At 66.5% G+C, this 20,764-nt stretch carries 20 protein-coding genes, 1 tRNA gene and 1 pseudogene; 16 read left to right on the forward strand and 6 right to left on the reverse strand.

Annotated elements, in window-relative coordinates:
- Positions 1–50 precede the first annotated feature (50 nt).
- The 12 genes from N7640_RS04225 to N7640_RS04280 all read left to right on the forward strand — a co-directional run bounded on the left by N7640_RS04225 (position 51) and on the right by N7640_RS04280 (position 12,827).
- The gene (locus tag N7640_RS04225; RefSeq protein WP_279903781.1) at positions 51–866 is read left to right on the forward strand and encodes an ABC transporter permease; all 816 of its coding nucleotides are present in this window, start codon (positions 51–53) and stop codon (positions 864–866) included.
- Entirely contained in the window at positions 863–1,663 is an 801-nt protein-coding gene (locus N7640_RS04230) for an ABC transporter ATP-binding protein (protein WP_279903782.1), read from the forward strand. Before N7640_RS04225 ends, N7640_RS04230 begins: the two co-directional genes overlap by 4 nt.
- Before the next feature lie 2 nt (positions 1,664–1,665).
- Positions 1,666–2,394 (forward strand): urea amidolyase associated protein UAAP1, encoded by a 729-nt coding sequence (locus tag N7640_RS04235; RefSeq protein WP_279903784.1) that lies wholly within the window; start codon positions 1,666–1,668, stop codon positions 2,392–2,394.
- Positions 2,395–2,405: 11 nt separating this feature from the next.
- Entirely contained in the window at positions 2,406–3,041 is a 636-nt protein-coding gene (locus N7640_RS04240; RefSeq protein WP_279903785.1) for an urea amidolyase associated protein UAAP2, read from the forward strand.
- Positions 3,042–3,408: 367 nt separating this feature from the next.
- Complete coding sequence (gene uca / locus N7640_RS04245) at positions 3,409–7,086, forward strand: urea carboxylase (protein ID WP_279903786.1); 3,678 nt, start codon at positions 3,409–3,411, stop codon at positions 7,084–7,086.
- Between the two features lie 58 nt (positions 7,087–7,144).
- Entirely contained in the window at positions 7,145–8,209 is a 1,065-nt protein-coding gene (locus tag N7640_RS04250) for a DUF2157 domain-containing protein (protein ID WP_279903788.1), read from the forward strand.
- Positions 8,206–9,045 (forward strand): DUF4824 family protein, encoded by an 840-nt coding sequence (locus N7640_RS04255; RefSeq protein ID WP_220813069.1) that lies wholly within the window; start codon positions 8,206–8,208, stop codon positions 9,043–9,045. The genes N7640_RS04250 and N7640_RS04255 overlap by 4 nt, the downstream gene beginning before the upstream one ends.
- A 29-nt stretch (positions 9,046–9,074) precedes the next feature.
- Complete coding sequence (locus tag N7640_RS04260; protein ID WP_279903790.1) at positions 9,075–10,559, forward strand: diguanylate cyclase; 1,485 nt, start codon at positions 9,075–9,077, stop codon at positions 10,557–10,559.
- Positions 10,556–10,759, forward strand: coding sequence for a cysteine-rich CWC family protein (locus tag N7640_RS04265; protein ID WP_279903792.1), 204 nt, complete (start codon positions 10,556–10,558; stop codon positions 10,757–10,759). The genes N7640_RS04260 and N7640_RS04265 overlap by 4 nt, the downstream gene beginning before the upstream one ends.
- Before the next feature lie 2 nt (positions 10,760–10,761).
- Positions 10,762–11,472 carry a pseudouridine synthase gene (locus N7640_RS04270; RefSeq protein ID WP_279903793.1) on the forward strand — a complete coding sequence of 237 codons (711 nt, stop codon included), beginning with the start codon at positions 10,762–10,764 and terminating at the stop codon, positions 11,470–11,472.
- Between the two features lie 332 nt (positions 11,473–11,804).
- Positions 11,805–12,686 (forward strand): alpha/beta hydrolase, encoded by an 882-nt coding sequence (locus N7640_RS04275; protein WP_279903794.1) that lies wholly within the window; start codon positions 11,805–11,807, stop codon positions 12,684–12,686.
- A 67-nt stretch (positions 12,687–12,753) separates the two neighbouring features.
- Positions 12,754–12,827 (forward strand) — tRNA-Gly (locus N7640_RS04280).
- A gap of 90 nt (positions 12,828–12,917) precedes the next feature.
- On the opposite strand, the gene nadS is transcribed toward N7640_RS04280, so the two are convergent.
- The 4 genes and pseudogenes from nadS to N7640_RS04300 form a co-directional block, all read right to left on the reverse strand.
- Positions 12,918–13,205 (reverse strand): NadS family protein, encoded by a 288-nt coding sequence (nadS, locus tag N7640_RS04285; RefSeq protein ID WP_279903795.1) that lies wholly within the window; start codon positions 13,203–13,205, stop codon positions 12,918–12,920.
- 5 nt (positions 13,206–13,210) lie between these two features.
- Positions 13,211–13,327, reverse strand: a pseudogene (locus N7640_RS04290) (type II toxin-antitoxin system RelE/ParE family toxin); the annotation flags it as partial.
- Between the two features lie 101 nt (positions 13,328–13,428).
- Entirely contained in the window at positions 13,429–13,905 is a 477-nt protein-coding gene (locus N7640_RS04295) for a DUF3859 domain-containing protein (protein ID WP_279903796.1), read from the reverse strand.
- Between the two features lie 735 nt (positions 13,906–14,640).
- Positions 14,641–14,952, reverse strand: a complete 312-nt coding sequence (locus N7640_RS04300) for a hypothetical protein (protein WP_279903797.1) — start codon at positions 14,950–14,952, stop codon at positions 14,641–14,643.
- A gap of 131 nt (positions 14,953–15,083) precedes the next feature.
- On the opposite strand from N7640_RS04300, the gene N7640_RS04305 reads away from it, so the two are divergent.
- Positions 15,084–15,338: a hypothetical protein gene (locus tag N7640_RS04305; protein ID WP_279903798.1), complete on the forward strand. Its 255-nt coding sequence runs from the start codon at positions 15,084–15,086 to the stop codon at positions 15,336–15,338.
- Positions 15,339–15,522: 184 nt separating this feature from the next.
- Positions 15,523–15,684 (forward strand): hypothetical protein, encoded by a 162-nt coding sequence (locus N7640_RS04310; protein WP_220813089.1) that lies wholly within the window; start codon positions 15,523–15,525, stop codon positions 15,682–15,684.
- A 6-nt stretch (positions 15,685–15,690) separates the two neighbouring features.
- On the opposite strand, the gene N7640_RS04315 is transcribed toward N7640_RS04310, so the two are convergent.
- A complete protein-coding gene (locus N7640_RS04315) occupies positions 15,691–16,242 on the reverse strand; it encodes an ATP-dependent Clp protease proteolytic subunit (RefSeq protein WP_279903799.1) in 552 nt (183 codons plus the stop codon).
- Positions 16,243–16,353: 111 nt separating this feature from the next.
- Positions 16,354–16,584, reverse strand: a complete 231-nt coding sequence (locus N7640_RS04320; RefSeq protein ID WP_220813091.1) for a hypothetical protein — start codon at positions 16,582–16,584, stop codon at positions 16,354–16,356.
- A 171-nt stretch (positions 16,585–16,755) separates the two neighbouring features.
- On the opposite strand from N7640_RS04320, the gene N7640_RS04325 reads away from it, so the two are divergent.
- The gene (locus N7640_RS04325; RefSeq protein WP_279903800.1) at positions 16,756–18,393 is read left to right on the forward strand and encodes a VRR-NUC domain-containing protein; all 1,638 of its coding nucleotides are present in this window, start codon (positions 16,756–16,758) and stop codon (positions 18,391–18,393) included.
- A complete protein-coding gene (locus N7640_RS04330) occupies positions 18,390–20,675 on the forward strand; it encodes an ATP-dependent DNA helicase (RefSeq protein ID WP_279903801.1) in 2,286 nt (761 codons plus the stop codon). Before N7640_RS04325 ends, N7640_RS04330 begins: the two co-directional genes overlap by 4 nt.
- Positions 20,676–20,764 lie beyond the last annotated feature (89 nt).

Below are 20,764 nucleotides of genomic sequence, written 5' to 3' on the forward strand. Positions count from 1 at the left end.
CTTGCCCGCGATCGCGGCCAGGGCCGCTCCCACGCCTGCGAGAGACTGCCATGCGCCTGATCAACCGACACCCGGACCGCGGCGGCCGCCTGCTGCTGATCCTGCTGCCCTTCGCCCTGCTGCTGTTCGCCTACTTCACCGGCTCGGCGGCGCGGCAGGCGGAGAACCCCAACGACAAGCTGCTGCCGAGCGCCTCGCAGATGGCGAGCGCGGTGGATCGCCTGGCCTTCACCGAGGACAAGCGCACCGGCGGCTACCTGTTCTGGCAGGACAGCGCGGCGAGCCTCAAGCGCCTGGGCATGGGCATCGGCATCGCCGCCCTGGCGGGGCTCGCCCTCGGCATCGCCGCCGGCGTGCTGCCCCTGTTCCGCGCGCCGCTGTCGCCGCTGCTGACCGTGCTGTCGATGGTGCCGCCGCTGGCGATCCTGCCGATCCTGTTCATCGTCTTCGGCCTGGGCGAGCTGTCCAAGGTGATGCTGATCGTCATCGGCATCACCCCGGTACTGGCCCGCGATCTGGAGCAGCGCGCCCGGGAGATTCCCGGCGAACTGCTGATCAAGGCGCAGACCCTCGGCGCCAGCACCTGGACGCTGATCCTGCGCGTGGTCCTGCCGCAGCTGCTGCCGCGCCTGCTGATCGCCCTGCGCCTGGTGCTCGGCTCGGCCTGGCTGTTCCTCATCGCCGCCGAGGCCATCGCCAGCACGGACGGGCTCGGCTACCGCATCTTCCTGGTCCGCCGCTACATGGCGATGGACGTGATCCTGCCGTACGTGGTGTGGATCACCCTGCTCGCCTGGCTGATGGACCTGGGGCTGCGCCAGCTCACCCGCCTGTGCTTCCCCTGGTACGAAGGAGCCAAGGCATGAGTTTCATCCAGGTCAACAACGTCTGGCAGCAGTACGGCGACCAGGTCGTGCTGGAACGGCTGAACCTGATCGTGCGCGAAGGCGAGTTCTGCACCCTGGTCGGCGCCTCCGGCTGCGGCAAGTCCACCTTCCTGCGCCTGCTGCTGGGCCAGGAGCGACCGAGCCGCGGCGAAATCCTCCTGGCCGGCCAGCCGCTGGCCGCCGAGCCGGACGCCAGCCGTGGCGTCGTCTTCCAGCGCTACTCGGTGTTCCCCCACCTGAGCGTGCTGGACAACGTCGCCATCGGCCTGGAACTGCCGCGCTCGCCCCTGCTTGGCCGGCTGTTCGGCGCGGCCAAGCGGGAGGCCCGCGCCCAGGCCGAGGCGGTGCTGCGCAAGGTCGGCCTCGGCCACGCCCTGGACAAGTACCCCAGCCAGCTCTCCGGCGGCATGCAGCAGCGCCTGGCCATCGCCCAGGCGCTGATCATGAAGCCGCGCGTGCTGCTGCTCGACGAGCCCTTCGGCGCCCTCGACCCGGGCATCCGCAAGGACATGCACGCCCTGCTGCTGGAGCTGTGGAGCGAGACCCGGCCGACCGTGTTCATGGTCACCCACGACCTGTCGGAAGGCTTCAGCCTCGGCACCCGCCTGCTGGTGTTCGACAAGACCCGCGTCGACCCGCACGCACCCAACGCCTTCGGCGCGCGCATCACCTACGACATCCTCCTCAACGCCGACCGCCGCGCCACGAGCGCCGCGCTCGACACGCTGCCGGCCCAGCTGGTCGACAGCCTGCAACCCACTACCCAAGGAGCCTGAGCATGACTGCCTCTCTCGCCCTGCGCCCCACCCTCTACGAGGAAACCGTCCCCGGCGGCGGCCACACCTCCTTCGTGCTCAAGCGCGGCCAGCTGCTGCGCATCACCGACCTCGAAGGCGGCGCCAACGTCAGCCTGCTGCTGCTCTCCGCCGCCGAGAAGAGCGAGCGCCTGAACCTGCCAGACACCCTCAAGTGCCAGCACACCGCCCGGCTCACCGCCGGCCACTGCCTGTACTCGGACATGGGTCGCGTGCTCGCCGCCATCACCGCCGACACCTGCGGCTGGCACGACAGCTTCGGCGGCGTGCTCAACGCCGCGGAAACGGCGGAGAAATACGGCCAGGGCCGCTACCAGGAACTGCGCAACGGCTTCTTCCGCAACGGCGAGGACAACCTGCTGGTGGAAATGGGCAAGTGGAACCTGAACCTGCAGGACCTGCTGATGACCCTCAACCTGTTCAGCAAGGTGACGGTCGACGAAGGCGGCCGCTTCCACTTCGAGCCCGGCAACTCCAGGGCCGGCGACTACGTCGAGCTGTACGCACCGATGGACTGCCTGGTGCTGCTCACCGCCCTGCAGCACCCGCTGGACCCCAACCCGCTCTACGCGCCCATGCCGGTGCAGCTGGGCTGGAGCAAGGTCGAGAGCGACGGCATCAGCGTGCTCTGCCGCACCTCGCGCCCGGAGAACGGCCGCGGCTTCCACAACACCGAACGCCTGTACCTGTGAGGGCACCGACCATGAGCCTTACTGCCAGCACCAAGCACGCCGCCAGCGCCGCCTTCCGCCACGTCATCCCGGCCGGCGAGCCCTACCTGTTCGAAGTCAGGGCCGGACAGACCCTGCGCCTGCTCGACCTGGAGGGCAACCAGGCCGTCGACACCCTGTTCTACAGCGCCCGCAACCCGCGCGAGCGCTACGACCCGCAACGCACCCTGCGCAAGCAGAACGGCGCCTACCTGACCACCGGCACGGTGCTCTGGTCCAACCTGGGCAACCTGTTGCTGACCATCGTCGCCGACACCTGCGGCCGCCACGACACCCTCGGCGGTGCCTGCGCCCAGGAGAGCAACACGGTCCGCTACGCCCTCGACAAGCGCTACATGCACAGCTGCCGCGACAACTTCCTGCGCGCCAGCCTTCGCGACGGCCGCCTGGAGAAGCGCGACATCGGCGCCAACATCAACTTCTTCATGAACGTGCCGGTGACGCCCGAGGGCGGCCTGACCTTCGAGGACGGCATCTCCGCCCCGGGCAAGTACGTCGAACTGGAGGCGCACATGGACGTCATCGTGCTGATCTCCAACTGCCCGCAGCTGAACAACCCCTGCAACGGCTGGAACCCGACCCCGGCCGAGGTGCTGGTATGGGACTGAAAAAAGGTAGCCCGGATGCAAGCCGGAAAGCCGGCGACGCCCCGCCCCGGATTGCATCCGGGCTACGGCGCTGGCTGTTCCTCCTGTGCCAGAGCCGCGCAGGGCAGTGCCTGGAGCACAAGGCTCCACCCCATCCGTGACGGTGCGCCGCCTCTGTGCAAACACCCGTGGGAGCGGACTTGTCCGCGAGCTTTTACCAGGCCAAGTTCGCGGACAAGTCCGCTCCCACGGTGATGGGTTCACCAATGAAATCAGCCGGTTACTTTATATTTGATAGAAGCGAGCCTGCGCTGATCCATCACCCCGGACGACCGGGGTGCAGACCGAATAGCGGCGGGACGGCCCGCCACCCCATGAGGCACACCTCATGTTCGACACACTGCTGATCGCCAACCGCGGCGCCATCGCCTGCCGCATCCTGCGCACCCTGCGCCAGCTCGACGTGAAAGGCGTCGCCGTCTACTCCGAGGCGGATGCCGCCAGCCTGCATATCCAGCAGGCCGACGAGACCCACTCCCTGGGCGAAGGCCCGGCCGCGCAGACCTACCTGATGGTCGACAAGATTCTGGGCATCGCGAAGCGCAGCGGCGCCCGAGCCATCCACCCCGGCTACGGCTTCCTCTCCGAGAACGCCGCCTTCGCCGAAGCCTGCGAGGCCGCCGGCATCGCCTTCGTCGGGCCGACGCCGGAGCAGCTGCGCGTGTTCGGCCTCAAGCACACCGCTCGCGCGCTGGCCAAGCAGCACGGCGTGCCGCTGCTGGAAGGCACCGAGCTGCTGGAAGACCTCGACGCCGCGCTGGCCGCCGGCGAACGGGTCGGCTACCCGGTGATGCTCAAGAGCACCGCCGGCGGCGGTGGCATCGGCATGCGCGTGTGCCGCAGCGCGGAGGAGCTGAGCGACGCCTTCGACGCGGTCAAGCGCCTGGGGCAGAACAACTTCAGCGACAGCGGCGTGTTCATCGAGAAATACATCCAGCGCGCCCGCCACCTGGAAGTGCAGGTGTTCGGCGACGGCCACGGCGAGGTGCTGGCCCTGGGCGTGCGCGACTGCTCGGTGCAGCGGCGCAACCAGAAGGTGCTGGAGGAAACCCCCGCGCCCAACCTGCCGGCCGGCATGGCCGAAGAACTGTGCGCGGCGGCGATCGAGCTGGCCAAGGCGGTCAGCTACCGCAGCGCCGGCACCGTCGAGTTCGTCTACGACAGCGAGGCCGAGCGCTTCTACTTCCTCGAAGTGAACACCCGCCTGCAGGTGGAGCACGGCGTCACCGAACAGGTGTGGGGTGTCGACCTGGTGCGCTGGATGATCGAGCTGGCCGCCGGCGACCTGCCGCCACTGGCCGAACTGGCGAAGACACTGCAACCCAACGGCCACGCCATCCAGGCGCGGCTGTACGCCGAGGACCCGGGCCGCGACTTCCAGCCCAGCCCCGGCCTGCTCACCGCCGTGCAATTCCCGGCGGCCGACGGCAAGGCCCTGCGCATCGATACCTGGGTCGAGGCCGGCTGCGAGATACCGCCCTACTTCGACCCGATGATCGCCAAGCTGATCGCCTGGGCGCCGAGCCGCGCCGAGGCCGCCGCGGCGCTGGACCGGGCGCTGGCCGACTCGCTGCTGTACGGCGTGGAGACCAACCGCGACTACCTGCGGCAGATCATCGAGGACGCGCCCTTCGCCAACGGCTCGCCCTGGACCCGCTGCCTGGAAGGCCTGGTCTACCGGGCCGACACCTTCGAAGTGCTGTCCGCCGGCACCCAGACCACGGTGCAGGACTACCCCGGCCGCCTCGGCTACTGGGCCGTCGGCGTGCCGCCCTCCGGGCCGATGGACGACCGCGCGCTGCGCCTGGGCAACCGTCTGCTCGGCAACGACGAGGGCGCCGCCGGCCTGGAAATCACCATGAGCGGCCCGCTGCTGCGCTTCAACACCGACGCCGTGGTGGCGGTGACCGGCGCGACCATCCCGCTGAGCGTGGATGGCGCCCCACAGCCGATGAACACCGCGCTGCTGGTCGCGGCCGGCAGCACCCTGGCCCTCGGCACCCTCGCCGGCAACGGCGCACGCAGCTACCTGTGCCTGCGCGGCGGCCTGCAGGTGCCGGCATACCTGGGCTCGCGGAGCACCTTCACCCTCGGCCAGTTCGGTGGCCACGGCGGCCGCGCCCTGCGCGCCGGCGACGTGCTGCACATCCCGGCCCTGGCCGACCGCCAGGCCGGCGCGCGCCTGCCCGCCGAGCTGTGCACCGAGCTGCCCGCCGTGCGCCAGCTGCGGGTGATCTACGGCCCCCACGGTGCGCCGGAATACTTCACCCCGGCTTACATCGACACCTTCCTCGCCACCGACTGGGAAGTGCACTTCAACTCCAGCCGCACCGGCGTGCGCCTGATCGGCCCGAAACCGGAGTGGGTACGCGACAGCGGCGGCGAGGCCGGCCTGCACCCGTCGAACATCCACGACAACCCCTACGCCATCGGCGCAGTGGACTTCACCGGCGACATGCCGGTGATCCTCGGCCCGGACGGCCCCAGCCTGGGCGGCTTCGTCTGCCCGGTGACCCTCATCGAGGCCGACCTCTGGCAGCTCGGCCAGCTCAAGGCCGGCGACAAGGTGCGCTTCGTGCCGGTGGACATCGCCACGGCGCGGGAACTGGCGCAGGCGCGTAACGCGGAGACCGCGCTTCTCTCCCATCTCCCCCCGGGAGAGGGGGCGGGGGTGAAGGACCTCTCGGCACGCACCGATCGCCCCTCACCCCAACCCTCTCCCAAAGGGAGAGGGGGCTGGTCCGTGGATGACCTGACCTCCCCCATCGTCCTCGACCTCGGCCGCGACGACACCCGCCTGGTCGCGCGCCTGTCCGGAGACACCCACCTGCTGCTGGAGATCGGCCAGCCGGAGCTGGACCTGGTGCTGCGCTTCCGTGGCCATGCGCTGATGCAGGCGCTGGAGGCCAAACAGCTCGATGGGGTGATCGACCTCACGCCGGGCATCCGCTCGCTGCAGGTCCACTATCAGCCGGAAACCCTGCCGCTGGCGCGCCTGCTGGAAGTCGTCGCCGGCGAGTGGGACGCCGTGTGCGCCGCGCGCGACCTCAAGGTGCCGTCGCGCATCGTCCACCTGCCGCTGTCCTGGGACGACCCGGCCTGCCAGCTGGCCATCGAGAAATACATGACCACGGTGCGCAAGGACGCCCCCTGGTGCCCGAGCAACCTGGAGTTCATCCGCCGCATCAACGACCTGCCGGACCTCGACGAGGTGCACCGCACCGTGTTCGACGCCAGCTACCTGGTGATGGGCCTGGGCGACGTCTACCTCGGCGCGCCGGTGGCCACCCCGCTGGACCCGCGCCACCGCCTGGTGACCACCAAGTACAACCCGGCGCGCACCTGGACCGCCGAGAACTCGGTGGGTATCGGCGGCGCCTACATGTGCGTGTACGGCATGGAAGGCCCCGGCGGCTACCAGTTCGTCGGCCGCACCCTGCAGATGTGGAACCGCTACCGCGAGGTAGAGGCCTTCGACGGCAAGCCCTGGCTGCTGCGCTTCTTCGACCAGATCCGCTTCTACCCGGTATCCGCCGAGGAACTGCTGCGCATCCGCCGCGATTTCCCCCTGGGCCGCTACCCGCTGCGCATCGAGCACAGCGAACTGGCCCTGGCCGACTACCAGCGCTTCCTCGCCGACCAGGCCGAGGGCATCGACGCCTTCCGCATCCGGCAGCGCGCCGCCTTCGACGCCGAGCGCCAGCGCTGGATCGCCTCCGGCCAGGCCCACTTCGAGGTGGACGAAACGGTGGCCGAACTGGGCGAGGACACCCCGCTCGCCGCCGGCCAGCACGGCATCGACAGCCACATCGCCGGCAACCTCTGGCAGGTGCAGGTCGAGGAAGGCGCCACGGTACGGGCCGGCGACGTGCTGGTGATCCTCGAATCGATGAAGATGGAGATTCCCCTCGTCGCGCCGGTCGGCGGCGTGGTGCGCGAAGTGCGCGTGCAGCCCGGTTCGCCGGTGCGCGCCGGACAGCGCGTGGTGGTGCTGGAGGAGGCCTGACTGGCTGGCGGCCACGCCAACGGGTAGAGTGCGGGCAGCGCATCCACAGGGAAGAACCATGCCGCTGACCCGCGACCAGGCCCAGCAACGGGCCGACGACATCCAGGCGTTCCGCCGCGAGGCCCTGCGCCTGCAGGGCGAACAGGCGCTCCCGCTGAGCGACGCCCAGCTCGGCGAGATCGAGCGCCACCACGACGGCCTGCTGGCCCGCTACCGCGCCAGTTTCGACATCGACCACGATCAGCAGACCCGGCGCCTGTCGCTGAGCATGCGCGTGGTCTCGCTGCTCGGCGCCCTGGCCCTGGCCGCCAGCCTGCTGTTCTTCTTCTACCAGTTCTGGGGGCTGATCGGCGAAGCCCTGCAGGTCGGCATCCTGATCGGCTTCTCGCTCGGCAGCCTGCTGCTGACCTTCGTCCTGCTGCGGCGCGACGCCTCCGGCTACTTCGCCAAGCTCGCCGGCGTACTGGCGCTGGCCTGCTTCGTCCTCAACATCCATCTGCTCGGGCAGATCTTCAACATCACCCCTACCGACAACGCCCTGCTCTGCTGGGCCGCCTACGCCCTGCTGCTGGCCTACGCCTGCAACGCGCGCCTGCTGCTGGCCGCCGGCCTCGCCTGCCTGCTGGCCTACAGCGCCACGCGCATGAGCGACTGGTGCGGCTGGTACTGGCTGGACGCGGCCGAGCGGCCGGAGAACTTCCTGGCCGGCGGCCTGCTGGTGTTCCTGCTGCCGGCGCTGGTGTCCCAGGCCCGCTTCAGCGGCTTCGCCGCCACCTACCGGATCGTCGGCCTGCTGGCCATGCTGCTGCCGGTGCTGGCGCTGTCCAACTGGGGACGCGGCAGCTACCTGCCGTTCGACCACGACAGCATCGAGAAGGCCTACCAGCTGGTCGGCTTCGCCGCCTCGGCCTTCTTCATCTGGCTCGGCATCCGCCGCGACTGGTCCGAGGTCAGCCTGCTCGGCCAGCTGTCGTTCCTGCTGTTCCTGTTCATCAAGATGGTCGACTGGTGGTGGGACGTGCTGCCCAAGTACCTGTTCTTCCTCATTCTCGGCCTGACCGCGATCCTCGCCCTGCTGGTGCTCGGACGCCTGCGCCGCGGCCACAAGGGAGGTGCCGCATGAACAAGCGTCTGATGCTGGGCGCGGGGCTGGGCCTGATCCTGCTGAGCAACGCCGTGGCCCTGGCGGGGGTCTGGTACAACCGCCAGGGCGAGCCGGACAGCCGCCTGCTGCTGTCCGAGCGCGAGCTGCACCGCGACTGGGACGGGCCGCGCCAGGAAAACAGCGGCCTCAGCCTGAGCCTGGACTGGCGCATGGTGTCACGCGACGCCCCGGGGCAGGACTACTGCACCAGCACCTACGGCCTGAGCGCAGCCCAGTTGCAGGCGGTCGGCCTGCCCAGCAGCGGCCCCGAGCCGCGCCGCGACACCCGGCGGGCCTGGGCGGTGCTGGAGCTGGACGGCCCCGCCTACCGGCAGTCGCTGCAGCTGGCCGAGCGCCATCTGCAGCAGGCCAGCGACAAGCTGAGCCAACAGCCGGACGACAAGGAGCTGCAAGAGCATGAGCAGGACGCGCGCAAGGCCCTGGAGAACGCGCGCCTGCGGGAAACCCGGCTGTTCCTGGTCGATGTCGGCCTCGATCCCGAGGCGCTGCGCGAGCGCTATCCGGAGCGCGCCCGCCATGCCCTGGTGCACGGTACGGTGCGGGTCTGGCGGCGCTGCTACGATGCCGACAGGATCACCCTGGGCGGCACCTTCTCCGCCAGCAACGAGCGCATCAACGTACCCCATGCCTGGCGCCGGACACTGGCCGAGCGGCTGCCGGAGCACTACGGCAACGCGGACCAGCCCTTCAGCGCGGCAGTCAGCTTCGGCCAGCGCCTGGAGCCCTGGATCGACGAGGTACGGATAGAGGAAAAAGCCACCCGCCGCGATGACGGGAACGGCACTGCACGCTAGCATTACGCCATTCCCTCAAGGCTTTCCCCATGCCGCTCAGCACGTCCCGCAAGGCCCAGTTATCCCTGCTGCTGCTCCTGACGATCCTGCTGCTGGGCGGCTTCCTCGCCACCAGCCTGGCCAGCTACTACAGCTCGCGGGACAGCATCCGGCGCACCATCGTCAACACCGAGCTGCCGCTGACCTCCGACAACATCTACTCGGAGATCCAGAAGGACCTGATCCGCCCGACCCTGATCGCCTCGATGATGTCCCGCGACACCTTCCTGCGCGACTGGGTGCTGGCCGGCGAGCGCGACCCGCAGCCCATGACCCGCTACCTGCGCGAGGTGCAGGGGCACTACGGCACCTTCACCAGCTTCTTCGTCTCCGAGAAGACCCACGTCTACTACCAGGCCAAGGGCGTGCTCAAGAAGATCGACCAGAACGAGCCGCGCGACGCCTGGTACTTCCGCGTGCGCGGCATGGCCGAGCCGTACGAGATCAACGTCGACCCGGACATGGCCAACAGCGACCGGCTCACCTTCTTCATCAACTTCAAGGTGTACGACTACCAGGACAACTTCATCGGCGTGGCCGGCGTCGGCCTGACGGTGGACGCCGTGGTCAAGCTGGTGGACGACTACCAGCAGCGCTACGACCGCAGCATCTACTTCACCGACCGCAACGGCTACCTGATGCTCACCGGCGCCGACGGCGGCCCGATGGGCGCGCACCGCGGCCAGCAGCTCGGCCAGCTGCCCGGCATGGAATCGCTGCTGGCCCAGCTGCCGCAGCCGCGCAGCGGCAACTTCAGCTACCAGCACAAGGGGCGCAGCCACTTCCTCAACGTGCGCTACATCCCCGAACTGGACTGGTACCTGTTCGTCGGCAAGCACGAGGAAGGCGCCCTCGCCGGCATCCGCCACAGCCTCTACCTCAACCTGCTGATCTGCGCCCTGATCAGTGCCGTGGTGCTGTTCCTCGTCTACCTGGCCACCCGGCGCTACCAGCAACGCATCGCCGCCCTGGCCACTACCGACGTGCTCACCGGCCTGCCCAACCGGCGTGGCTTCGACCTGCTGGCCGCCCAGGCGCTGCACGAAGCCATGCGCGAACAGAGCCCGCTGAGCGCCCTGCTGCTGGACCTGGACCACTTCAAGCAGCTCAACGACACCCACGGCCACCTGGCCGGCGACCACGTGCTGCGCGGCTTCGCCAGGAACCTGCAAGGCAACCTGCGGCAGTCCGACATCATCTGCCGCTGGGGCGGCGAGGAATTCATCCTCCTGCTCAAGGACACCGGCGGCAGCACCGCACGGCAGCTGGCCGAGAAGATCCGCCAGCAGGCCGAGGAACAGGTGTTCCCGTTCAACGGCGTCAACCTGCGGGTCACCGCCAGCATCGGCATCACCGAACTGCACGACGACGACAGCCTGGATCGCCTGATCGCCCGCGCCGACCGCGCGCTCTACCGGGCAAAGCAGTCCGGGCGCAACCGGGTGTGCGAAGCCACAGGCAATCTGCAGCCATGAACGCGGAACGCTGCCCGCGCTGCGGCCGGCCCAACCGCTGCGCCCAGGCCGGCGAACAGCAGCCGGTGCAGGACTGCTGGTGCTTCCACGCGCCGCTCGAACACGGCGCTCTCGACGCACTGCCCGCCGAACAGTTCGACCGCACCTGCCTCTGCCCCGATTGCCTGCGCGCCCTTGCCGGGACCGGCGAACCTGGGTAGCGATGCGCCTCGACCGTTTCCTCAGCAACCTGCCCCGCTTCAGCCGCGCCGACGCCCGCCTGCTGCTGGCCGAGGGCCGCCTGTGGGTGGACGGGCAGGTGGTGCGCGACGGTCGCCACGAGGTGCGCGAATTCAGCCGCATCGAACTGGACGGCGAGCTGCTGCAGGCCGGCAAGCCGGCGCGCTACTTCATGCTCAACAAGCCGGCCGGCGTGGTCAGCGCCACCGCACACGCCGAACACCGCACCGTGCTCGACCTGCTGGATGAGCCGGACAGGCACGAACTGCACATCGCCGGGCGCCTGGACCTGACCACCACCGGGCTGCTGGTGATCACCAACGACGGCCTCTGGTCGCGCCACCTCACCCAACCGCGCAGCCGGCTGGGCAAGGTGTACCGCGTGCACACCGAGCAACCGATCACCGAGGAATACGCCGAGGTCTTCGCCCGCGGCCTGTACTTCGCCTACGAAGACCTCACCACCCTGCCCGCCGAACTGGAGATACTCGACAGCCACTGCGCCCTACTGACCCTGCACGAGGGCCGCTACCATCAGGTCAAGCGCATGTTCGGCCACTTCCGCAACCGGGTGATCGGCCTGCACCGGGAGCGCATGGGGCCGCTACGGCTCGACGAGCATCTGGCGCCGGGGCAATACCGCGCCCTGAGCGCTGACGAGATCGCGGCAGTCCGCCACCCCACCGCCGGATGACCGTCCGGCAGGCGCATGGTCCCTCGTCACCCGAGCGACTTGCACCTGCAACACAAGCCTGCTTGAATCAGAGCCGTGGTCCCGATGTGACTCATCGGTTCCAACAACACTCCAAGAGAATCTTTCCGGTCGAGTGCCTCCGGCACCGCCAACGGGCCTGCCCCCGTCGCGCCGCAAGGCCGATTCCCGTCCCGGAAATACCCGCCACTCACAACAATCATCGGCCAGCCCTTCGAGCCGACCAGGCCCCTCCCAGGCGCATGCCACCTGTCCTGAACCCGCGCGCGACCGCGTGCCGCGCGTTCGTATCGCCGTACGTCAGGGGCATGACCATGAAAGCAGAAACCGCTGTGCTGGATATCCAGGGGCAACACCGGGTTTACACGGAGTTCTATCGTGCCGACGGCGCCGAGCAGACCATCATCCTGGTCAACGGCTCGCTGTCGACCACCGCATCCTTCGCGCAGACGGTCCGCTACCTCCACCCGCACTTCAACGTGGTGCTGTTCGACCTGCCCTACGCCGGGCAATCGCGCGAGCACAACCGCCACGACCGCTTCCTCACCCGCGAGGACGAAGCCGACATCCTGCTGGAACTGGTGGAGCATTTCGGCTGCGACACCGTGCTGTCCTTCTCCTGGGGCGGCATCGCCACACTGCAGGCCCTGGCCCGCCGGCCAAGAAGGATCGAGCGCGCAGTGATCAACTCCTTCTCGCCGGTGGTCAACCCGGCCATGCTCGGCTACCTGCGCGCCGGCCTGGCGGTGATGCGCGACTGCGACCGGGAGAGCATCGGCATGGTGCTCAACGGCACCATCGGCAAGCACCTACCATCGCTGTTCAAGCGCTACAACCACCGCCACGTCACTGGCCTGGAGCCTTACGAATACGAGCAGATGAGCTTCCACGTGGAAACAGTGCTGAACAACGGCGGGCGCTCCTGCGTCAGCTTCGCCGGGCAGATCGAGATTCCGCTGCTGTTCGTCAACGGCGAATGGGACGAGTACACCACGCCCGAGGATGCTCGCCTGTTCACCCGGCACGTGCGCCACTGCGAATTCCGCACCATCGACCAGGCCGGCCACTTCCTCGACATGGAACACAAGACCGCCTGGCTGCAGACCCGCGACGCGCTGCTGGCCTTCCTGCTCCCTCCGCTCGCCAGCCGCACGCGCAGCCTGCCGGCAGAAGAAAAGCATGCTGTGGCAATTTAAAAAGGAGTAGGCAGCCCGGATCGGCTTCACCTCGGCAGGCGATTCTGGTACAAAGTCACCCGCCCAGGCGGGCGTCGTATAATGGCATTACCTGAGCTTCCCAAGCTCATGACGAGGGTTCGATTCCCTTCGCCCGCTCCAATATTTATACGTTAAGGCCCTGTTTTTACAGGGCTTTTTCGTTTCTGAGATTGGGGGCTGTCGAAAAAGTGTCGAATCGGCGGAAGCCGGTCAGTGGGACAGCGCCTGGATGACGTGCTCGGGATCGTTGTGGATGGCACGCAACAACGCCTTGGCCGGCCCGGTAGGTTCACGTCGCCCCTGTTCCCAGTTGCGCAGTGTGCCCAGTTGCACATCAATCATCGCCGCGAACTTGGCCTGAGTCAGGCCGGTGGCCTTGCGGATCTCCTTCACCTGCAGAGCATCCACGGCGAACTCCCGCGAAGGATGACGCTCGCCACGCTGGATTTCATCCATCTGCTGGACGCTCTCCAGAAGGTCGTCAAAGAATCTGCCCATGGTGATCACCTCCACCGCTCAATGATTTGCCGGAGCGCCTTGCGCTCATCCGCTGTCAGGTCGTCCTTCTCGTTCTTCGGATAGATCAGCAGCAAGGCAATCTGCGAAGCGGAAAGGATATTGCAGATGATGCATGCTCTTGGTTCCACAAGGAGGGCAGCGTGGAAAAGAGAAACTGTAAGGCAAACATCAATCTATCAAGACCCAACGAGAGAATTAGCGGTTACTCAATATAAAACTCTTTTTCAACTAACACCTCCCCCTCTTGCCTCACCTGAAAAACCCAAGTACCTACCTTAATCTCCCACGGGTAATCAAGGGTATAGGAAAAGTAAAGATCCGTATTCGGGGAGACATCTAACAACTCAGAGTCAAAGCGAACATTTCTTCCCGTCTCAGGATTTGTAACCCCACCATCTGGAAATATAATTACTTCTTCGATCCTGATTGAGGGTGCGAAATCGACCCTGCCAATCTTGTATACAATACCAAACTCAGACCCCAGTTTAGCCGGAACTTTCTGAGTTTCTTCAACTATATTACAACTCGCAACTATGTGCTTCTCCCCAGACACTAATTCTTTATCTTTAATTGTCTGGATCACAACATTTTTTGCTATTCCATACTTGAGCAGTTCAGCGTTATTTTCTGAGCATCCAGCAAGAGCAACAGCCAAAAAAAACACCATGGCATTTTTCATAACATCCATCACTTTAAAATGATATACGAGCAAAGTTCAGCTTTTCGACCTAGGGGACGACGCAAGCGAAAATTTAGCGCATTATTAGGTGCCGTAGGTAAAAATAGCAGTAAGAAAGAAAGTTAATGCAAGGCCAACAACTGCATATGTCGCATACCAATTTTGAGCCCGAACAGAGCCTTTTGCAATAAATTCTCCCTCGACAAATATGCTATACGAGGAGTAGATAGCGGAACATGGCCGTCCTGACTCAACGTATCCGCTTATAATATTGCCCGCCTCTGTGATTTTGAAAGGAACAGTGGTTCTTAGACCTTCAATATGTGTTGGTGACGAATATTTGTCATGACTGTTAATGCGTACAGAGAAGCTTACGCTAAGCCAGAGAAATTTTGGCAAAACATGGCTCTTAATTTCGATTGTATGTCCATTCCAATTATGTACTGTCATAGATACCTAACGTTTGGTTAAGGGGCCGACTTTAGCCGGTCTCAAGCGAACAGTTTGAACCAGTGTGTCGAAAAAGTGTCGAGAAAACAGCGGTCCATAGCGACAGAATGCGGCCTCGCTGTAACCAAGAGGCCAAGAAAGCTGGACTTTGCAGAACAAGGCAATGCACTGAATAGGGTTCGATTCGCTCGCCCTAATATCGATACGTTAAGGCCCTGTGCTTACAGGGATCATTGTATGAGTCAATCCAACAGGGCCGATCACCAAGGCAAGTGGAACGGCACCTCAGGTCTCGCCATGCGGAACCACCGTGCCATACCCAACGATGCGCACGCCCTCGAGAATCTCGAACCGACAGCCTGGCCGCAGAGCAGCGTAGGAAACATCCGGCTCGTAGACGAGCCGGAGCGTAGCCAGCACTGGAATCCCAAAAGGAGATTGGCCCTCAGGGCCGGCGACGAACTCGACCCCGAGCATGGATGGATCGGATGGCACCTTCAGGTGTGGCCGATAACGCTGGTTGTCGAGCAGTGGGCCGAGCTGGCGCCCGCCCTGCTCAGGTGCGAGAAACGTGACCTTTGCTTCGACTGTTGTCATATCGTCCCTAGCGGCCTGACGATGGGCAGGCTCCACGGCTGTTCTGAATACCTGGCTCTTCCACTAGAAGGAAAGATGTGACGGATATGATAAGGAAATCAACCCGAAAGCCAGCCAAGGACCATTGGCCGATGCCGCTCTGGGAGCGACTGCTGATTGCGCTCGTGGTCCTGGCCTTCGCCATCGTGGGGCTTGGGTTCGGTGTGTTCGGCATTCTTGAGGGCGCGGTGAGTTTTCCGAGCCGGCAGGCGAGCGATGTGATCGTTCAGGCCGAATCGCCGGTGATGTTCTGGGCGAGCGTCGGTGTGTGGCTGGTGGTCGGCCTGGGGCTTTTCTCGGTGGCCGTAGCCATTCTGCTGGATGTGGCAAGGCGGCTCTTTCGCTAGGTCGAAGCCTCGCTACGGCAACCGTTCGAAGCTCCATCGGATCGCACGAAACGCCTCGCTGCCTGGGCAAGGCAGAACGCCATCACAAACTGTGATTTGCATCTCATTTTCGCCACCATGGAAATGTCGACAGCGTCACAAAGCTTGGTAGGCTTCCGCGATCCCTCTTCCAGGAGCTTTTCCGATGAAGGAACAGCGGAAATACCTCGCGTTGCGTGCCCATATCGAGAGCCTGCTTCAGGAAGGCGCCAAGATCGTCAGCCGCGATCCCTTCACTCTGCGCATCAGCGGGCATCTGTTCCGCGTGCAGCACGGGATGCTGATCGGCAACTCGACGGCCGCCTGACTCCCGTCAGGAATGCACGCACCAGCTCACCGACTCGGCCGGCATTCCCAGGCAGTCCACGGCGTGGATCAGGCCTGAGTTCAGCGCGTCCTCGGCGTTGATGATCCGGGGGCCCGCCGTCAGGCAGTCGAGCACGTCCAGGGGCGCCCTGGCGCCGCGGGTGCGCTCCTCCACGATGCTGGCGTACAGCTGCAGGTCGTAGTCCAGGCTCATCGCGTATTCCGACATGCGCACGTGGTCGACCGCGCCGTTCAGCGTCCAGTGGAACGGGTGGAAGAGGAACTTGCTGTAGTGGCAGGCCGTGCGCCGCTCCCCCGCCAGGAAGATGATGTTGCCCATGGACTCGACCGTTCCCAGGTTGTGGGTCTTTACCGGCACCGGCAGGGACACCAGGAAGTTGTAGAGCGAGAAGCCGTAGCTGCATTCCCCGCCCATGGTGGCGATCTTGATGATCAGCTCGTCGGCCCCCTGCTGGATGGCCTGGGAGCATTTGTCGATCAACTGGCCGCAGGTGGAGGAGTTGATCGGCGCGGTGAAATGGACCACATGGCTGCGCATGCCTGCTCTCCGTTCGGTTCGGCAAGGAAGGTGGAAGCCGACGCCTCACAGTGACTGAGTGGCGACCCGCCACGCGGTTTCATGTTTCACCGGCGTGGCGGACGAATGGCCTCAGTTGCCCGCGATGCCGGTGATGGTGATGCCGTAGTCGCGCAACAACTGCACCGCCGGCTCGTCGCTGCGCTTGTCCTGACCGTCACCGAACTCGCCCTTTTCCAGGTTCTGCCGGGCCCAGTCGAGCAGGTGCTCAACGGCCTCCTCCATCTCCGGCTTGTGGTCGGCCTGCATGTCCAGCGTGCAGGTGCTGTTGTCCCGGTTGTAGCTGATAGTCCATTGCGCCATGGCGGCCTCCTGCGAACGATGCGGGCCAGAGCCCTGCGTACAGTGTTCGAGTGGCCGGGGAGAACAAGGGTTCAGGCAACGAGCCAGACGGCCATGCAGGCGGTCGGGCCGGGCTTGCGTGCGCGGGCTCCTTGACGCACTCTTGGCTGTATATAAAACCAGTACATTTCCATGCTCGCCCCGCTCGATTCCGCTCTCTACTACCTCAGCAACTTCCGCACCGCGCTGGCCTGGATCGAGCAGCGCTACGCCGATCTGCTGGACGCCGATGAACAGGCCTTTCTGACTCAGTTCCAGGCCCTGCCTGAACCTTCCCAGGCGCTGCTGGTGCGCCTGGTCATGCGCAAGGGCCCGCACTTTCGCGCCGGCAAGCTGGCTTACCCGGAGATCGGCGATATCGCTGTCGCAGCCGGCTCGCTGCTCGAACGGGGCTGGCTGATCGAAGACGCCGAACTGGAGTTGGACGCGCTGTTCGCCCTGCTGCGCAAGGACGAGCTGCTGGCCACCTTCGCCGAAGCCGCCGCCCTGCGCGGCCTGAAGAAGCCGGAGCTGCTGGAAGCGCTGCTCGACCGGCATCCCGAGCCACGCCCCTTCAGTCGCTGGAGTCCGGGGCTGGACCGTCTGTACAGCCTCACCGTCGGCCCGCTGTGCGATCGCCTGCGCCTGCTGTTCTTCGGCAACCTGGCCCAGGACTGGTCCGAGTTCGTGCTCGCCGAACTGGGTATCCATCGCTACGAGAGCGTACCCCTGGACGCCGAGTCGCGCGGCTTCCGCAACCGCCTGGACGTCGACCGCTACCTGCACCTGCAGCACTGCCGCGACCTGTTCGACGCCGGCCTGCGGGTCGCCGAAGTGCTCGCAGCGCTGGGCGACTTCGCCAGCGACAACCCCTACCTGGCCCAACGCCATGCCAAGCTGCTGTTCCGCCTGGGCCAGCAGCTGGAGCGCGAGGGCGAATGGACCGAGGCGGCCGCCCTGTACGCCATCAGCAGCCACGGCGAGGCGCGCCAGCGCCAGGTCCGCGTGCTGGAAAAGCTGGGCGAGTTCCAGGCGGCTCACGACCTCGCCACCCAGGCGCTGGACGCGCCGCGCAACGACGCCGAGGCCCAGGCGCTGGAGCGCGCCCTGCCCCGCCTGCAGCGGCAGCTCGGCCTGCCAAAGCGCCCCCGCAAGGCCAGCAGCGACACCGGCGTGATCGAGCTGGAGCTGCCACAACCGCAGTTCAGCGTGGAGTGGGCGGTGCAACAGCACCTGCACCGAGACGAGGCGCCCGTGTTCTACGTGGAGAACACCCTGGTCTGCAGCCTGTTCGGCCTGCTCTGCTGGGACGCGATCTTCGCCCCGCTGCCCGGCGCCTTCTTCCACCCCTTCCACGCCGGCCCGGAAGATCTCCACGACGCCGACTTCCGCCCCCGGCGCGCCAACCTGTTCGAGCGCTGCCTGGCGCGCCTCGGCGACGGCAGCCACGGCGAGGCGATCCGCGCCACCTACACGGCCAAGCACGGCACGCTGTCGCCCTTCGTGCACTGGGCAGTGCTCACGCCGGAGCTGCTGGAAACCGCCCTGCACTGCCTGCCGCCGGCGCACCTGCGCGCCTGGTTCGAGCGCCTGCTCGGCGACATCCGCGCCAACCGCGCCGGCATGCCCGATCTGATCCAGTTCTGGCCGGCCGAGCGGCGCTACCGGATGATCGAGGTGAAGGGCCCCGGCGACCGCCTGCAGGACAACCAGAAACGCTGGCTGGCCTTCTGCGCCGAGCATGGCATGCCGGTGGATGTCTGCTACGTGCGCTGGAGCCCGTCCGCGTGAGTTACGCCGTGGCCGTGCGCGCGCTCTGCGAATTCACCGCCAAGGAGGGCGACCTCGACCTGCGCTTCACCCCCGCGCCGACCGCCAGCGAGGGCATGGCCGGCCACGCCACGGTGGTCAGCCGACGCGGCCCCGGCTACCTCGCCGAACTACCGCTGGCCGGCGAATACCCGGGGCTGCTGGTCAGCGGCCGCGCCGACGGCTACGACCCCAGGCAGAACCTGCTGGAAGAGATCAAGACCCACCGCGGCGACGTGGCGCGCATCCCGGACAACCACCGGGTGCTGCACTGGGCCCAGGTCAAGGTCTACGGCTGGCTGCTGTGCGACGCCATGGAGCTACCGCACATCGACCTGGCGGTGGTCTACTTCAACGTCCTCTCGCAGAAGGAAACGGTCTTCCGCGAACGCTTCGCCGCGCAAGACCTGCGCGCCTTCTTCGAGCTGCAGTGCTCGCGCTTCGTCGCCTGGGCCGAGCAGGAGAGCGCCCACCGCGTGGCGCGCGACGTCAGCCTGGAGACGCTGCGCTTTCCCTACCCGAGCTTCCGCCACGGCCAGCGCCAGCTCGCCGAAACGGTGTACCGCGCCGCCCGCGACGGCGACTTCCTGCTGGCTCAGGCCACCACCGGCATCGGCAAGACCCTGGCCACCCTGTTCCCGCAGCTCAAGGCCTTTCCCGGCCAGGGGCTGGACCGGCTGTTCTTCCTCACTGCCAAGACCCCGGGCCGACGCCTGGCGCTGGACGCCCTCGCCAGCCTGCGCGCCCAGGAAGCCGACATGCCGCTACGGGTGCTGGAGCACGTGGCCCGCGACAAGGCCTGCGAATACCCGGACCGGGCCTGCCACGGCGAATCCTGCCCGCTGGCGCGGGGCTTCTACGACCGCCTGCCCGCCGCCCGTGCCGCCGCCCTGCAGCGCCGCTGGCTGAACCAGGAGGCGGTGCGCGAGATCGCCCTGGAACACCAGGTCTGCCCCTACTACCTGTCCCAGGAGCTGTGCCGCTGGAGCGACGTGGTGGTGGGCGACTACAACTACTACTTCGACATGAGCGCCCTGCTGCACGGGCTGACCGTGCTCAACGGCTGGAAGGCCACACTGCTGGTGGACGAGGCGCACAACCTGATCGACCGCGCCCGCGGCATGTACAGCGCGGAGCTGGATCAGGCCGAGTTCAACGCCATGCGCAAGGTCGCCCCCACCGGCCTCAAGGGCGTGCTGGAGCGGGTCGGCCGGCACTGGAACCAGTTGCACCGCGACCAGGAAGTGCCGTACCAGATCTACCCGGCCATCGCCGACCTGTTCATCCTCGCCCTGCAGAAGGCGGTGGGCGCCATCACCGACCACCTCACCGACCAGCCGGAAGGCAACCAGGCCGCGTTGCTGCGCTTCTACCTCGACGCCCTGCTGTTCTGCCGCCTGGCCGAGGCGTTCGGCCCGCACTCGCTGTTCGACATCACCCGCCACGACACCCGCGGCGGCCGCAGCCTGTCGACCCTGTGCCTGCGCAACATCGTGCCCGCGCCCTTCCTCGCCGAACGCTTCGCCCATGCCCACAGCGCCACCCTGTTCTCCGCCACCCTGAGCCCCGGCCGCTACCATGCCGACCTGCTCGGCCTGCCGCGCGACTGGCGCTGGCTGGAGGTGCAGTCGCCGTTCGCCGCCGAACAGCTCAGCGTCCGCGCCCTGGCCAACCTGTCCACCCGCTACCAGCACCGGGAGGCCAGCCTGGCGCCCATCGCCACGCTGATGGCCCGGCAGTTCGACGAACTGCCGGGCAACTACCTGGCCTTCTTCAGCAGCTACGCCTACCTGGAGCAGGCGCTGGCGCGCTTTCGCGCCGAGCGCCCGGACATCCCCGTGTGGGAACAGTCGCGCAGCATGAACGAGGCCGAGCGCCAGGCCTTTCTCGACCGCTTCACCGAGGGCTCCCGGGGCATCGGCTTCGCCGTGCTCGGCGGCGCCTTCGGCGAGGGCATCGACCTGCCGGGCAAGCGCCTGATCGGCGCCTTCATCGCCACCCTCGGCCTGCCCCAGGTCAACCCGATCAACGAAGAAGTGAAGGCGCGCATGGAGCAGATGTTCGGCAACGGCTACGACTACGCCTACCTGTTCCCCGGCCTGCAGAAGGTGGTGCAGGCCGCCGGGCGGGTGATCCGCACCACGGAGGACCAGGGCGTGGTCTACCTGCTCGACGACCGCTTCACCCGTGGCGAGGTGCGCCAGCTGCTGCCCGGCTGGTGGCGGGTCGAGCGCAGCCGCTACCAGCCGGAACCGGTCAGGTAGGGTGCGCCGTGCGCACCGCGAATCTCTCGGTACATCCCGGGCGATACACACTTTGCAAAAAGCCGGAACTTGAGGCGCGGCGGAATTTC

This window comes from Pseudomonas sp. GD04015, assembly GCF_029837675.1.
GTDB lineage: Bacteria > Pseudomonadota > Gammaproteobacteria > Pseudomonadales > Pseudomonadaceae > Aquipseudomonas > Aquipseudomonas paralcaligenes.

What these genes read in the sequence shown, in the direction of transcription:
- N7640_RS04225 (WP_279903781.1), top strand. Translation starts at nt 51, where the DNA reads ATGCGCCTGATCAACCGACACCCGGACCGCGGCGGCCGCCTGCTGCTG.
- N7640_RS04230 (WP_279903782.1), top strand. Translation starts at nt 863, where the DNA reads ATGAGTTTCATCCAGGTCAACAACGTCTGGCAGCAGTACGGCGACCAG.
- N7640_RS04235 (WP_279903784.1), top strand. Translation starts at nt 1,666, where the DNA reads ATGACTGCCTCTCTCGCCCTGCGCCCCACCCTCTACGAGGAAACCGTC.
- N7640_RS04240 (WP_279903785.1), top strand. Translation starts at nt 2,406, where the DNA reads ATGAGCCTTACTGCCAGCACCAAGCACGCCGCCAGCGCCGCCTTCCGC.
- uca (WP_279903786.1), top strand. Translation starts at nt 3,409, where the DNA reads ATGTTCGACACACTGCTGATCGCCAACCGCGGCGCCATCGCCTGCCGC.
- N7640_RS04250 (WP_279903788.1), top strand. Translation starts at nt 7,145, where the DNA reads ATGCCGCTGACCCGCGACCAGGCCCAGCAACGGGCCGACGACATCCAG.
- N7640_RS04255 (WP_220813069.1), top strand. Translation starts at nt 8,206, where the DNA reads ATGAACAAGCGTCTGATGCTGGGCGCGGGGCTGGGCCTGATCCTGCTG.
- N7640_RS04260 (WP_279903790.1), top strand. Translation starts at nt 9,075, where the DNA reads ATGCCGCTCAGCACGTCCCGCAAGGCCCAGTTATCCCTGCTGCTGCTC.
- N7640_RS04265 (WP_279903792.1), top strand. Translation starts at nt 10,556, where the DNA reads ATGAACGCGGAACGCTGCCCGCGCTGCGGCCGGCCCAACCGCTGCGCC.
- N7640_RS04270 (WP_279903793.1), top strand. Translation starts at nt 10,762, where the DNA reads ATGCGCCTCGACCGTTTCCTCAGCAACCTGCCCCGCTTCAGCCGCGCC.
- N7640_RS04275 (WP_279903794.1), top strand. Translation starts at nt 11,805, where the DNA reads ATGAAAGCAGAAACCGCTGTGCTGGATATCCAGGGGCAACACCGGGTT.
- nadS (WP_279903795.1), bottom strand. Translation starts at nt 13,205, where the DNA reads ATGGGCAGATTCTTTGACGACCTTCTGGAGAGCGTCCAGCAGATGGAT.
- N7640_RS04295 (WP_279903796.1), bottom strand. Translation starts at nt 13,905, where the DNA reads ATGAAAAATGCCATGGTGTTTTTTTTGGCTGTTGCTCTTGCTGGATGC.
- N7640_RS04300 (WP_279903797.1), bottom strand. Translation starts at nt 14,952, where the DNA reads ATGACAACAGTCGAAGCAAAGGTCACGTTTCTCGCACCTGAGCAGGGC.
- N7640_RS04305 (WP_279903798.1), top strand. Translation starts at nt 15,084, where the DNA reads ATGCCGCTCTGGGAGCGACTGCTGATTGCGCTCGTGGTCCTGGCCTTC.
- N7640_RS04310 (WP_220813089.1), top strand. Translation starts at nt 15,523, where the DNA reads ATGAAGGAACAGCGGAAATACCTCGCGTTGCGTGCCCATATCGAGAGC.
- N7640_RS04315 (WP_279903799.1), bottom strand. Translation starts at nt 16,242, where the DNA reads ATGCGCAGCCATGTGGTCCATTTCACCGCGCCGATCAACTCCTCCACC.
- N7640_RS04320 (WP_220813091.1), bottom strand. Translation starts at nt 16,584, where the DNA reads ATGGCGCAATGGACTATCAGCTACAACCGGGACAACAGCACCTGCACG.
- N7640_RS04325 (WP_279903800.1), top strand. Translation starts at nt 16,756, where the DNA reads ATGCTCGCCCCGCTCGATTCCGCTCTCTACTACCTCAGCAACTTCCGC.